This is a genomic window from Sulfurimonas sp. HSL1-2 (genome assembly GCF_039645565.1).
In the GTDB taxonomy this organism is placed as follows: domain Bacteria; phylum Campylobacterota; class Campylobacteria; order Campylobacterales; family Sulfurimonadaceae; genus Thiomicrolovo; species Thiomicrolovo zhangzhouensis.
The window spans coordinates 2,035,424-2,048,360 of sequence record NZ_CP147914.1; the positions used below are offsets into that span (position 1 = coordinate 2,035,424).

The window sequence follows — 12,937 nt, forward strand, 5'->3', positions numbered from 1 at the left end:
TTTCCATTTCAGAACGCTACGCATTATCATGCATAAAACGTTCTACTATCTCCGTCAGCGGTGCGGCGGCCGCCACGGCGCCCATCTGGAGAAAGTCGGTAAAGAACGCATCGATGGTCTGCTCGAAGGAACCGAACATCGTCACGTACTCCTCCCGCTTCGGGTTGACCAGGACGGAGTGTGCGAACTCCCGGGCGATGGGGACGATATCGATCACCTGGCCGCTGGTGCCGATGGCAATGAAGAGCTCCGCATCGTTCACCGCTTCGTAAATTTTGCGGTACATCGGTGCGCTTTCGCCGAACATGACGACGTTGTGGCGGACATCGGCACTCTCGCAGCGCGGGCAGCAGTCCGCTTCCGTCTGCTCATCATACCCGATGTCCCAGACGTGCCCGCAGCTTTCGCAGCGCAGGTCCCGAAGCGTCCCGTGCAGGTGCAGCACCTCATCGCATCCCGCCCGTTCCAGCAGGTCATCGACGTTCTGCGTCAGATTCCAGATCTGCCCGGGGTAGCGCCGCTGCAATTCGGCGATGGCCCGGTGCATCGCGTTGGGCTGCTTGTCCTCGAGATCGTGGCGGCGGGCATTGTAAAAACGGGTCACCAGGCCGCGGTCCGCTTCCCATCCGCGGGTCGAGCAGACCTGCATGACGTCATACTCCTCCCACATCCCGTCATGGTCGCGGAAGGTCCGCAGACCGCTCTCGGCACTGAGACCGGCGCCGCTCAGGATCATCACTTTTTTCATGGCCGCTCCTTCGAAAGCATTCCCAGGAAGCACCCCGGTACATTTCCGTCAGGATATCATGTAAGCTGTAAACAAAATGGAGCGGAAGCGCAGCGCCGGGTCAGTGCCGCTCGGCCAGGCGGGGGGCCATCATCTCGAACTGCATCTTGATCTTGTAGGTCAGCGGTTTCAGACGGCCTACATCGGCATAGCCGACCGCGCGGTAGGCAGTGTTCATTTCATCAAAACAGGCTTTGTACGCATCCAGGTACTCAAAAAGGGGCTGTTCCATCTCCTCGTCGAGGTAGAGTTCCGAAATCGTCACGGTGACCCGGGTCCATGCCCCCTCGAAGGCTTTGGCAAGCCGCGCGTCCGGCTGTTTGACGAAGCGCCCTTTGATACGGCTGAGTTCCCGCCAGCTGTGGAGAAGCTCCCGCAGACCGATACTGCCGAGGCGGCTGTTGAACGCCCCAAGGCCGTCGAGGAGCTGGCGGTAGTGCCGATGAAGGTCCGGCGCGCTTTTTTGCAGCTGTGCGCCGACGTCCGTGACGGTCGTTTTGTACGTATCCAGATCGTGCAGCAGCGCTTCGCGCTCCGCATCCGGCAGCCCCAGCGTCAGCACTTCCGAACGGATACGGGCAATGCCCTGCGCCTGTCCATCTATCAGCGTATATTCGCCGCGCTTCGTAATCGCGCTGGCATCGCTTGCATTCGCTTTGAACTGCTTCAGAAGCCCCATCTGGCGCGACGCCTTCTCATGGACATCCCCGTCGAAAAGCGCCGCCTGCAAACCTACAAACGTACAAACCGCCAGTACAACCAATCTCATCATGCCTCTCACACCCCCCGGAGCGCGCGAAAGCGCCCCCGATTTTTTCGCGAAGTGTAGGCAAAATAGATTACGTTTCCATTACAGTAAAGGGGCTTCTAAAGCCGTTGCAGTGCACCTTCCAGACGATACAGCGCCTCGTCCATCGTCGGCGTCGGGACGGCGAAATTGAGCCGCATAAAACCGCTCCCTTCCCTGCCGAATGAGATCCCCGGGCTGAGGCCGAGACGTGCTTCCCTGATAAAAAACTCCCGCAGGGCCTTATCGGACTCAAAACCCATCCGCCGGCAGTCCAGCCAGGCGAGGTAGGTCCCCTCGGGCGGCCGGAAAGCGATCGTCTCAAAGCGCGCAGTGAGATCGGCGAGCCTGTCGATATTGCCTTGAAGGTGCCCCAGCAGCGCTTCCAGCCATGCCGCTCCCTCCCGGTAAGCGGCTTCGAAGCCGGCATGACCGAACACCGTTCCCTGGGCAAAATGGATCGTGTCGTAGACCGCTTTGAACCTCTCCCGCAGCGCCGTGTCCGTTATCGCCACGGTCGACACGGCCAGGCCTGCGACGTTGAAGGTCTTGCCCGGGCCGATTGCCGTCACCGTGATCCTCCTGACTGCCTCTCCCAGCGAGACAAAGGGCGTATGCTTATGCCCGGCAAAGACCAGGTCCGAATGGATCTCGTCGGCAAAGACCGTGATGCCGTGGCGCAGACAGATCTCGGCAAGCGCTTCGAGTTCCGTACACTCCCAGACCCGGCCTACGGGGTTATGGGGCGAACAGAGCAGCAGCAGCTTCGTCTTCGGCGTGATCTGTTGCTCAAGCCCCTCCAGGTCAAAACGGTAGATCCCCTCTTCATCCTGCCGCAGCGGGTTAGAAAGCACCCTTCGGCCTCTGTGCCGTACCGTACTGACGAAGGGAGGGTAGATCGGGGGCTGCACGACAACCTCGTCCCCGGGGTCGGTAAACGCGGCGATGGCGGCGGAGATGGACGCGACGACGGAGTGCGAAAAGAAAAGCTCCTCCGGCGCCATGGTCACGCCGTGGCGGGTTGCCATCCATGTACACTGGGCTTCAAAGGCGCTGCGGGGCATCTCTTCATACCCGTAGACGGGGTGCTCCGCCCGCTTCATCACGGCAGTACGTACGCACAGGGGGGTCTCGATATCCATATCGGCCACCCACATCGGCAGGACGTCTTCCGTCCCGAAAAGCTTTTGGCGCAGCGCGTACTTCTCGGCGTTGCCGCCGCTGCGCACCGTGACGCGGTCAAAGATCGACATCGCTGCGGTCAATCCTTGCCTGTGTCTCGCACTGCGCTGCCAGCCACGCAATCAGCGCCGATTTGAAAGCAGTGACACCCTCGCTCCATCCGCGTACCGCACTCTGTGCACCGGCGTCGGCGTCCTGCTGCCGGTAGCTGAACGTCTTTTGCGCGAGGATCCGACGGCTGTACTGGTCCACCAGGACCGCGTAAAGCATCAGGTCTGTTTCACCTGCCCCCTTACTGTCGATCGTCTGCAGCATCTGTTCGATACGGACTTCAAGCAGCCAGTCGTTCTTGGCCAGGGATTTGTACGGAACCACCCCCTGGAACAGGCCGCTTTCGATGACGCTCTTTTCGATCAGCTGCTGGATCTGCTGCACCGGGGACTGCTCCCAGCGCGAGAGGGTATAGCGGTAGAAACGGTGGTCCGTCCCGGCGTAATGGATCGCCGTGCCTTCCAGCCACTGCGGGGCTTCGATGAGGGCGATGCGGATGACACGCTCCCTGCATCCCTCCGCACGCTCCGCGCTGATCGTCTCCCCGCCGTCAAGCCGGTAGCTCTGCACCGGCGGCGCTTCCCGCGTCAGGCTGCAGCCGCCGATCAATACCGCGACGACTATCGCTGTTATCCATTTCATTTCGCTTCTCCCGGTCCCACCTGCGGCGGTTGATGTTCAAAGAGCATATCCGAGGGGTTCTCACCGTAGCGCAGCAGCATCTGGTTAAGCAGCACGAGGCTCTGCTCCATCTGCCGCATCGTCACTTCAAACTGTGCCATGCCCGGTCCCATCGTCTCTTTGATACTGTAATCGCCGTTCTTGTTGCGGGCGTTGATCACCCGCAGCGTTTCGGCCATGGAGGCAAAACTCTCCTGCAGGGAGGCAAGCGAGACCTTGGCCTGCCCCATCGCGGCATCGCCGCTCTGCAGCAGCTGCGGGAGTCCCTTCGTCCGGGCATCGAGATCCGCCGCCAGCCGGCCCAGCTTCCGGACCGTATCGTCCAGATGGGCGAACCGTTCCGTGGTGAGCCCCGCATCAAGCTTCTCCGCGACATTGGCGCTGTGATAGAGCAGGCGGGAGACCTCGGCCTGGTTCTGCTCGCCGATCAGCTCTTTGAGGCGCAGCAGAAGCTCGGAAATGTTGTCAGAGGCCGATCCGAACGTACGCTCGAGCGTGACGAAGAACGAGGGTTCAAAAGGGATTGTCGGAACGCTCTCTTTGCCTTTGGGCTGCAGCAGCGGGGCCGCCTCGCTCCCGCGGCTCAGGTCGACGTAGCTCAGCCCCGTGATCCCCTGCGATTTGAGCATGGCAATCGTATCCGTTTTCACCGGGGTCGTTTTCCATACGTCGATCAGGACCTCGATCTTCTCGATATTGTTGGGACTGATGCGGATGGCGCGTACTTTTCCCACCGTGACGCCGCGGAACTTGACGGGCGAATCGACGTTAAGCCCTGAGACCGATTCGCCGAACTCGATGCGGTAGCTCTGCAGCTCATCCTTCTTGGCCGGCTGCAGCATCCAGATGACAAAAAAGGCCATCAGCGCCAAGGAGAGCAGGACAAAGATACCGACGATCGTCTCGTTCGTTTTGGCGTTCACGATACGTCACCTCCAAAAAAAGTACGGATGAACGGGCTCGCGACCCGCTTGACCTCCGAAAGGGTCCCCTCGGCGGCGATACGCCGCTCGTCGATGATCGCCATCCGGTCGAGCACCGTTTCGATCGAGGCGAGGTCGTGGGTCACCATTACTACGGTTAATTGTAGCATGTCCCGGAGCTTGAGAATCAGCGCATCGAACTCCCGGGCCGAAACGGGGTCGAGGCCCGAGGTCGGTTCATCCAGGAAGAGCAGCGGCGGATCGAGGGCCAGGGCCCGTGCCAGGGCCACCTTCTTTTTCATGCCGCCGCTGAGCTGGGAGGGGTAGAGCTTCCCCTCTTTGGGCGTCAGCCCCACGATATCCAGTTTGAAGGCGACGATCTCGTCGATCACCCCCGCCGGCAGCGCCGTATACTCTCTGAGCATGACGGAGATGTTTTCGGCAACGTTGAGCGAGGTAAAGAGGGCGTTGGACTGGAAGAGCACCCCCCATTTGCGCCGCAGGGCCTGTGCCGCCTCGAAAGAGAGCGTGTTCAGCGGTTCGCCGAAAAGACGGATGGTCCCGCTCTGGAGCGGTTCAAGCAGAATGATCTCGCGCATCAGCGTCGATTTTCCGCAGCCGCTGGGACCGAGAAAGCCGTAGATCTCGCCCGCGTTGATATGCAGAGACACTTCGTCGTGCACCAGCCGCTCCCCGAAACGCGTGACAACCTTTTCAACCTCGATCACCGGCCGCATCTCAGAACCCCAGCTTTGTGAAGACGATGGAGAAGAGCGCATCGCAGATGATCACGGCGAAGATCGCCTCGACGACGCTTTTGGTCGTGTTGATCCCGATACTCTCCGTGTCATTTTTGACCTGCATCCCGCGGTAGATCCCGATCGAGGCGATGAGGACCGCGAAGAAAGGCCCCTTGACCAGTCCGACCCAGAAGTGCTTGAGGGCCACGGCTTCGGTAAAGCGGTCGGTAAAGAGGGTGACGGAGAGGCCCAGCTCCGTATGGGCGATCAGCATGCCTCCTAGCATACCGAAGGCATCGGCGAAGAAGATGAGGATGGGCATCATGATGATCAGGGCGAAAAGCCGCGGCAGGACCAGGAAGGCAAAGGGGTCGAAGCCCATCGTCCGCATCGCGTCGATCTCCTCGGTCATCTTCATGACCCCGATCTGCGCGGCATAGGAGGAACCGCTTCGGCCGGCGACGACGATGGCCGTCAGCATCGGGGCGAGTTCGCGCAGGATCGAGATCCCCAGCGCATCGACGATGAAGATGTTCGCCCCGTAGGTTTTGAGCTGGACGGCCGACTGGTAGGCGACGACGACCCCCACCAGGAACATCGTCAGCGCAATAATGCCCAGGGCCTTGATGGCGCTCTCCATCATCTGGTAGCCGGTCTCTTTGTAACGGAATCCCACCCGCAGGAAGAGCAGGTTCACAAGTGCCTTGAACGTCCGCCCGACGAAGGCGGTGATGCCCATGCCGTTGGCAAGGACTTCGGCCGTCTGCCTCCCGGTCTGCGCCAGGAAGCCCGGGGAGGCTACCGCGAAATCCGTCCCGGGATGGCTGTACTGGCGCACCATCTCCAGCATCCGGGCACTGTCGTCATCGGCCCCCTGTATCTTGACCAGGTTACCCCCGGCTTCCAGTCGGCGCTGCGTATGCTGCAGCAGCAACGCCCCCGCCGAATCGATCCGTTCGACTCCCGAAAGCTCAAAAGTGATTTCGTAACTCCGCAGCGGGGCAAGCGACTCCCGGACGGTTCCGGCGACCTCATCGAGCGCCGTGGCCTGCCACAGGCCGCTGCAGTATACCGTCATCCCGCGTCCGGTCTCTTCGATCCGCAGCTGCGCCATTGCCCTTAACCGTCCTTCCACTCCCGCGTCTGCAGGGTAAACCCGTTTTGGTCGTTTCTAACGATAGCATAGCGAAGATTACAGGCAAATGCGTCAGGATTGAAATAGCGCAGACCTTCAAAGTCGTAGGCCATCCCCTGGTGGTAGTGCCCCTCGATAAAGACATCGGTACCCGCAAGTGCCAGCGGGGCGAGATGGCGCCGTACGAACCCTTCATAGTCCGTCATGGCGTGGCAGTGGTTTTTCCTGTTCAGGTGCGCCTCGAGTTTCGCGATGATGCCGTTCCCGGTCAGGCGGTTGATCCAGCCCAGCAGGTGCAGAATGACGCCGTTGCGGATCAGTGCCGTATAGAGGTTGTACTGCCACGGCTGGTTGAAATCCCCGTGCGCCAGCAGCAGTGTGCGTTCTCCGCATCGGCACGCAAAGGGCTGACGCGACAGCGGTACGACGGTGGCATCCGGAAAAAGTCCGGCGAGGTTGTAGTCGTGATTGCCTTCGAGGTAGAGGACGGGGATGCGGCGGCTGATACGCTGCAGCGTAGCAACGGCTTCGGCATTCATGACATGGGTCACTGCGATCTGCCCGAAAAGCAGGTCGAAAATATCTCCCATCAGCAGGAGCTGCGGTGCGTCAAGCTTCCCCGTGTCGATCGCCTGCAGCAAGGAGAGCAGCTGCGGGCGCGTTTCGGCGTAGTGGGCGTCGCTGATCAGCAGCGCACCGGGCAGCACCTCGTAGGGGTTACGGGACATAGGCGATGGTCGGGATCCCCGTGTTTTCGTCCAGCCCCATCATCAGGTTGGCGTTGACGACGGCCTGCGAACTCGCCCCCCGGAGCAGGTTGTCGATGGCCGAGGTGATAAAGAGCGTATCGCCGCTGCGCTTGGCGAAGACGTCGCAGAAGTTGGTCCCGGCAACCTGTTTCATCGAGACCGGTTCAGTCCGCACACGCACGTTCGGTTCGTCCGCATAGTAGGCCTGAAGTACTTCCAGCGGCTCGAAACTCCCCGTGACCTGCATGTAGACGGAGCTGAGCATCCCCCGGGTCACCCCGAGCAGATGGGGCACGAAATGGACCTGTCCCTCCTCGAGGGCAAGCTTCTCGGCGATCTCCGGCCCGTGGCGGTGCCCCAGCGGATTGTAGGCGAAGGCGTTGTCGTTGATCGTCACGAAGTGGGTACTCTCCGTACACTTCTTGCCGGCGCCGCTGACCCCGCTCTTGGCATCCACGATCAGCGGCGAACCCGGCTGCATGTAACGCATAAAGGGGAGCGCCCCGAGGATCGTCGCGGTCGGGTAGCAGCCCGGGTTTGCCACGAGGTCGGCCTTTTTGATCGCGCTGCGGAAAAGTTCCGGCAGTCCGTACACGGCATGCTCAAGGTTCTCCGGATCGATATGGGGAACATAGTGCGCCTCATAGGTCTCGCGCTTGAGGCGGTAATCGGCGGAGAGGTCGACGACTTTGACGCCGCGCTCCCGCAGCGCTTTCACGAAACCCATCGCCGTTTTGTGCGGGAGGGCCAGGAAGGCCAGCTCCGCCGCTCCGGCAACGGCGTCGGCATCGGCCTTGAGGACATCGCACTCGTAGACGCCCGCCAGCGAGGGGTGCAGTTCGGTCAGGCTGACGCCGCCTTCGCTCGTGGCGACATAGGCCAGCTCGAACCGCGGGTGCGTGATGAGCATTTTGATCAGTTCGATCCCGGTATAGCCGCTGGCCCCGATGACCGCGACTTTAATCATGGCACTCAAAAACAATCTCCTGGTATTTTACTTCGATGACTTCGAACGCTTTCATGCCGCCGGGCAGCTTGGCCTTGAGCTCGTCGCCCTCCTCTTTGCCCAGCAGCTGCTTGGCCAGCGGCGACGCGAACGAGATCAGCCCCAGCTGCGGATTGCTTTCGCAGCCGCCGACGATGGTATAGGTCACCTCTTCATCCGTATCCATGTCGCACAGTACGACCGTCGAGCCGAAACTGACGCGGCTGTGTTCCAGGGTGGAAGGGTCAACGATCTGCGCATTGCCCAGCAGCGCTGACAGTTCGTTCAGGCGGTCGTCGATCTGTCCCTGGCGCTCCTTGGCGGCATGGTACTCCGCATTCTCCTTCAGGTCCCCCAGCGCCACGGCCTCTTCAATCGCCTTGACGATGGCCGGGCGTTCGACCGTTTTGAGATGATTGACCTCCGCTTGCAGTTTTTCGTATCCGAAACGGGTCATCGGTTGTGCCTGGCTCAAAATCATTCCTCGTTTTTAGATGAATTATAGCGCACAATCAGCATCCGCCGCCAGGAATACCGCCAAAGGCGAAACGGCGGGTTAACCGATTTTATCCTACTATGCTGCTTTCAAGCGTATCCAAAACGTCCAACAAGCGGTCAGCACCCGACCCTACTATACCGGAGCCATCGTCATGAAATTTTCCCGCAGAGACGCCCTGAAATTCGGCGGAGCCCTTGCCGCCGCCGTCGCATCCGCCGGAGTCGCCGAAGCCGCCGAAACCGTCCCGAAAAGCCAGCCGGCCGACGGACCGGCCACGCTGCCGAAGCCCAAAGGGACGCGTGTCGTCGTCGTCGGCGGTGGCTGGTCCGGGCTCAGCCTGGCCAAGTACACCAAGCTCTTCGCCCCCGCGGCCGACGTCGTCCTCGTCGAACAGCGCGACGTCTTCATCTCCTGCCCCGTCAGCAACATGTGGCTGGTGGACAAGGTCGACCTGGAGTTTATCACCCATGATTACTACCAGGCAGCACAACAGCACGGCTACACCTACTTCCATGCCGCCGCGACGGGCGTGGATAAAGCCCGCAACACCCTGCACACCACCATGGGCGACATCGCCTACGACTACCTCGTACTCGCACCCGGCATCGACTACGACTACTCCTTCTGGACCAATGACCCACAGTTGGAGAACCGCCTGCGCCAGGAGTACCCGGCCGCCTTCCGTCCCGGCTCGGAGCATATGACCCTCAAACGCAAGATCCATGCCTTCGAGGGAGGGACCTTCCTCATGACCGTCCCCGGCGGTAACTACCGCTGCCTGCCCGCGCCCTACGAACGCGCCTGCCTCATTGCGGACTACTTCAAGCACAACGGGATCAAGGGCAAAGTCCTTCTGCTCGACGAGAACAACGACATCACGATCAAGGCCCACGGTTTCCACACGGCGTTCGAAGAGCTCTACAAGGAGTACATCGTCTACGAACCCAACGCCGTCATCGAGGCGATCGATCTCGACAAGAAGCAGGTCAAAACCGAGTTCGACACCTTCACATTCGACGACGCCTCCTTCTATCCCCATGTGCGGGGAGGGAAACTCCTGGAGGTGTGCGGGGTCGCCAAAGACACCGTCTACAACCGTCTCGAGGGGGACATCGATCCGATGACCTATGAGGTCCGCGGCCATCCCAACATCTACGTCACCGGCGACGCACGCCCCACCGGCTTCTCAAAGTCGGGGAACACCTCGCTCAGCGAAGGGCAGAACGTCGCGAAGATGCTCGCCGCGAAGATCAACAAACAGGTCCCCCTGAAGTGGATGTCGCCGGTCACGCTCTGCATCTCCGCCGTTTCCGCCTATCCCGAGCACGGCATCTTCATCCACTCCGAATACGCCTACAACCCGAAACGCAAACAGTTCGAGTTTGCCACCCCGGTCACCGATGAACATTGGAAAGGCGAAGAGGGGCTGGAGAACGCCCGGAACATCTACGGATGGGCCGAGGCCTGCTACATCGATATGTTCGGGGCCGCCAAAAGTTCATGATCAGCCGATAAACGGTGCCGTCTATGCCAGCAGGCGCATCATAACCGTCACCGTCACCATACTGCCGAGCAGGGTGGCAAATACCAGCTTTGACGCGAGCGGCACGTCACAGCCGTAGCGTTTGGCGAAAGCAACGCTCAGCATGGCCGAAGGCATGGCGGATTCGATGACCAGCACCTGGAGCTGCCACGGTTCCAGCGCAAAATAGTGGGCCGGCAATGCGATAAGGAGGGGGGAAGCGACCAGCTTCAGGAGAAGCACGACCGCAGCAATACCGGCGATCTCTCTGAGGCGGTCGAAACCGAGCGTGACCCCGACAAGCAGGGTCACCAGCAGCGTATTGGCCTTCGCGACGATCTGCACCGCGTCGAAGAGCGGTCCGGCCACCATGCCGGTCACGGACAGCCCGGCAATGCTCCAGGCACTCCCCGCCACAATGGCAATGAATATCGGCGAGCGGAAAAAGGCCGCCGCCCCGGCCGTCCCAGACCCCGGCTCTTTTTTGCTGCCGTAGTGCATGGCGATCATCGCCCCCAGCGTAAACAGCGGCAACCCGACCCCCAGCTCCGAGACCAGCGACGCTTCGGCCATTGCCTCCGCATTTTTCCCAAAGACCTCCGCCACCAGGGCATACCCCAGCAGCGCCGAACTCCCGAAGACGGCTGCAAGGATAAAACTGCCCGTTTTCGGCGCGGAGAGCCCCATCACTTTTCCCGCACCCCACGCCAGCGCGAAAAGAAGCAGTTCCCCCGCCAGCATCAGGCCCGTGACAAGCAGGTATTTCCACTCCAGCGCAGCATGCGAAAGCGCATAGAAGATCAGGGCCGGCAGCGTCAGCTGCGTGATCAGGGAGGCAAACAGCGTGCCGTTATCGGGACTGAACATGCCAAAACGGCGCAGGGAAGCGACGAGCAGAATGATACAGGTGAGCACCAGCATCGAGCTCAACGTGTTCACATAAATATCCATGCTCTCCTCCCCGTCTTTCAGTCGATATAAGTCTCGAAAGACATGGACGAAAGATCGTACCTTATGACGCGATGCGCCCCGCTCTCGGCGATATAGAGGCTGCACCCCTTTTTGCACAATCCTGCAGGTTCCTTCAGATCTTTCATCAATGTCATCATCCTGCCGCTTTGGGGATCGTACACCTTGAGCTTGCCGTTATAGGTATCGGCTATAAAGAGGCGCCCCCCGCCGCAGCCGTCACCGACCCGGCCGCAGGCGATACCCTGGGGGTGTTGCAGCAGAATCGGGTCACTGTCCGAATCGCCCCAAGTGAACAGTCCCTCACCGACGGCAGTATGCACATGTCCGTTCTCTATATAGCGCAGCGCGGAACTCTCCGCGTCGACGAACCAGAGTGTGCCGTCGTCGCAGCGCGCCACCCCCATCGGCTGGGCCAGCTGGGCCGCCTCCCCCGCCCCGTCGCGCAGCGCTTCGAAGCGGTTGCCGTAGGTCTGCAGCGGTCGCAGCGTCTCCTTGTCGTAGACCGTGACGGTATGCGCCCCCGCCTCGGCGACCGTGATCGTCTCTGCCTCCACAATCAGTGCCGAAGGGGAGCGAAGCTGCTCAAACAGCACCGTCCGCTCTTCGGTCTGCAGGTCGATGCGGCAGACGCTGCCGGCGGCGCGGTCGGCGACATAGAGCATCCCCTCCCAGAGGGCCAGGGCCGCGGGGATCCGGAAGGGGGTAAAACGGCGGACAAGCTGCCCGGCCACGTTGTATTCGCGGACATCGCCGCCCCCGCTGTTGGCTATGAACGTTTGTTCATCAGAGCGAATGACGGCTTCGGGAAAACGAAGCGGACCCGGCAGCGCCGTACTGTCGGCCGTTCCCTCCCGCGGGAACAGTCCCAGCTTCTGCAGTGCCAGGTCGATGGCGACGCCCTGCGCTTCCCCCCGGAAGGTCGCCGCGATATACCCCTCTGCATTGACCAGTACCATCGTCGGCCACGCCTTGACCGCATAGTGGTCGACCAGCCTGCCTTCCGGGTCGTTGAGGACGGGGTAGCTGATCCGCATCCGCGCAACGGCGGCACGGACGGCATCGCTCTCTTTCTCATGGGCAAATTTGCCGCTGTGCACCCCGATGACCTGCAGGGTGTCGCCGTAACGCGACTGCAGACGTTCCAGCACGGCCACGTTGTTCATGCAGTTGATGCAGCCGAAGGTGAAAAAGTCGAGCAGGACTACCCGCGGGCGGAGATCATGCAGCAAGAGCGGTCCGCCGGTGACCCAGTCGCCGCGGCCGAGCTCGGGGGCCCGGACCGTCATTTCGAACCGATGAGCCGCCGTACCGCCAGCGAGCACATGGTCAGGCCGAAAGCGGCGGTCACGCCCATGAAGCTCCCCTTGACCTTCACCCGCGGCGGTTCACTGCTGAAGATGACGGGGTATTTCTTGCTGAAACGCCGTTTCTTGAGTTCGTAGCGCAGCTTGGAGGCAAAGCGGTCGCCGTGGGCTGTCCAGATGGTTCCCACTTCGATCTTGCTGGGGTCCAGCCGTTTTGCCGAACCCGTCGCACTGATGAGTTTCGCGTAGCACTTCTGTGCCAGGGCCAGTTTCGCCTTCGTATCGTCAATGGCGTCGAGCACCAGGTCATAGGGTTCGAAATCAAAGGCCTCCACCCATGCTTCATCGATGCGCGTTTCGATCACGGTGATCTGCGGATAGTGCGTCTGCAGCGCTTTGACCTTCGACTCCCCGATATGGTGTTCGCTCCAGAGCTGGCGGTTCTGGTTGCTCTCGTCGTAGGTGTCGAAATCGACGATGGTGATGTCGTTCACGCCGGAGCGGATCAGGCAGTCGAGGCAAAAACTCCCGACACCGCCGACACCCAGCAGCAGCAGCCTGGCCCCCTGCAGCTTTTCGAAATCCTCCCCCAGGAGCATGCGGGAACGTTCATAGCGCAT

At 61.0% G+C, this 12,937-nt stretch carries 14 protein-coding genes; 1 reads left to right on the top strand and 13 read right to left on the bottom strand.

The window, feature by feature from the left end; translation table 11 throughout:
* Window positions 1–16: 16 nt before the first annotated feature.
* The 10 genes from WCX18_RS10445 to greA form a co-directional block, all read right to left on the bottom strand.
* Entirely contained in the window at window positions 17–748 is a 732-nt protein-coding gene (locus tag WCX18_RS10445) for a Sir2 family NAD-dependent protein deacetylase (RefSeq protein WP_345987561.1), read from the bottom strand.
* 100 nt (window positions 749–848) lie between these two features.
* Window positions 849–1,559 carry a hypothetical protein gene (locus tag WCX18_RS10450; protein ID WP_345987563.1) on the bottom strand — a complete coding sequence of 237 codons (711 nt, stop codon included), beginning with the start codon at window positions 1,557–1,559 and terminating at the stop codon, window positions 849–851.
* 95 nt (window positions 1,560–1,654) lie between these two features.
* Window positions 1,655–2,827: a PatB family C-S lyase gene (locus tag WCX18_RS10455; RefSeq protein ID WP_345987565.1), complete on the bottom strand. Its 1,173-nt coding sequence runs from the start codon at window positions 2,825–2,827 to the stop codon at window positions 1,655–1,657.
* Window positions 2,814–3,449 (bottom strand): ABC-type transport auxiliary lipoprotein family protein, encoded by a 636-nt coding sequence (locus WCX18_RS10460; RefSeq protein WP_345987567.1) that lies wholly within the window; start codon window positions 3,447–3,449, stop codon window positions 2,814–2,816. The genes WCX18_RS10455 and WCX18_RS10460 overlap by 14 nt, the downstream gene beginning before the upstream one ends.
* A complete protein-coding gene (locus WCX18_RS10465) occupies window positions 3,446–4,411 on the bottom strand; it encodes an MlaD family protein (protein ID WP_345987569.1) in 966 nt (321 codons plus the stop codon). Before WCX18_RS10465 ends, WCX18_RS10460 begins: the two co-directional genes overlap by 4 nt.
* Complete coding sequence (locus WCX18_RS10470) at window positions 4,408–5,148, bottom strand: ATP-binding cassette domain-containing protein (protein ID WP_345987571.1); 741 nt, start codon at window positions 5,146–5,148, stop codon at window positions 4,408–4,410. The genes WCX18_RS10465 and WCX18_RS10470 overlap by 4 nt, the downstream gene beginning before the upstream one ends.
* A gap of 1 nt (window position 5,149) precedes the next feature.
* Window positions 5,150–6,265 carry an MlaE family lipid ABC transporter permease subunit gene (locus WCX18_RS10475; protein WP_345987573.1) on the bottom strand — a complete coding sequence of 372 codons (1,116 nt, stop codon included), beginning with the start codon at window positions 6,263–6,265 and terminating at the stop codon, window positions 5,150–5,152.
* A gap of 5 nt (window positions 6,266–6,270) precedes the next feature.
* Complete coding sequence (locus WCX18_RS10480) at window positions 6,271–7,014, bottom strand: metallophosphoesterase (protein WP_345987574.1); 744 nt, start codon at window positions 7,012–7,014, stop codon at window positions 6,271–6,273.
* Complete coding sequence (gene argC / locus WCX18_RS10485; RefSeq protein WP_345990800.1) at window positions 7,004–8,002, bottom strand: N-acetyl-gamma-glutamyl-phosphate reductase; 999 nt, start codon at window positions 8,000–8,002, stop codon at window positions 7,004–7,006. Before argC ends, WCX18_RS10480 begins: the two co-directional genes overlap by 11 nt.
* Window positions 7,995–8,495, bottom strand: a complete 501-nt coding sequence (gene greA / locus WCX18_RS10490) for a transcription elongation factor GreA (protein WP_345987576.1) — start codon at window positions 8,493–8,495, stop codon at window positions 7,995–7,997. The genes argC and greA overlap by 8 nt, the downstream gene beginning before the upstream one ends.
* Before the next feature lie 175 nt (window positions 8,496–8,670).
* Here greA and WCX18_RS10495 point away from each other — a divergent pair, with 175 nt between their 5' ends.
* Entirely contained in the window at window positions 8,671–10,023 is a 1,353-nt protein-coding gene (locus WCX18_RS10495; protein WP_345987577.1) for an FAD/NAD(P)-binding oxidoreductase, read from the top strand.
* Window positions 10,024–10,044: 21 nt separating this feature from the next.
* On the opposite strand, the gene WCX18_RS10500 is transcribed toward WCX18_RS10495, so the two are convergent.
* Genes WCX18_RS10500 through WCX18_RS10510 form a run of 3 tightly spaced genes read right to left on the bottom strand, consistent with a single transcriptional unit; the run spans window position 10,045 to window position 12,937 of the window.
* Window positions 10,045–10,992, bottom strand: a complete 948-nt coding sequence (locus tag WCX18_RS10500) for an AEC family transporter (RefSeq protein WP_345987578.1) — start codon at window positions 10,990–10,992, stop codon at window positions 10,045–10,047.
* A gap of 17 nt (window positions 10,993–11,009) precedes the next feature.
* On the bottom strand, window positions 11,010–12,299 hold the full coding sequence (locus tag WCX18_RS10505; RefSeq protein WP_345987580.1) for a thioredoxin-like domain-containing protein: 1,290 nt from the start codon (window positions 12,297–12,299) through the stop codon (window positions 11,010–11,012).
* Window positions 12,296–12,937 carry a ThiF family adenylyltransferase gene (locus tag WCX18_RS10510; protein WP_345987582.1) on the bottom strand — a complete coding sequence of 214 codons (642 nt, stop codon included), beginning with the start codon at window positions 12,935–12,937 and terminating at the stop codon, window positions 12,296–12,298. Before WCX18_RS10510 ends, WCX18_RS10505 begins: the two co-directional genes overlap by 4 nt.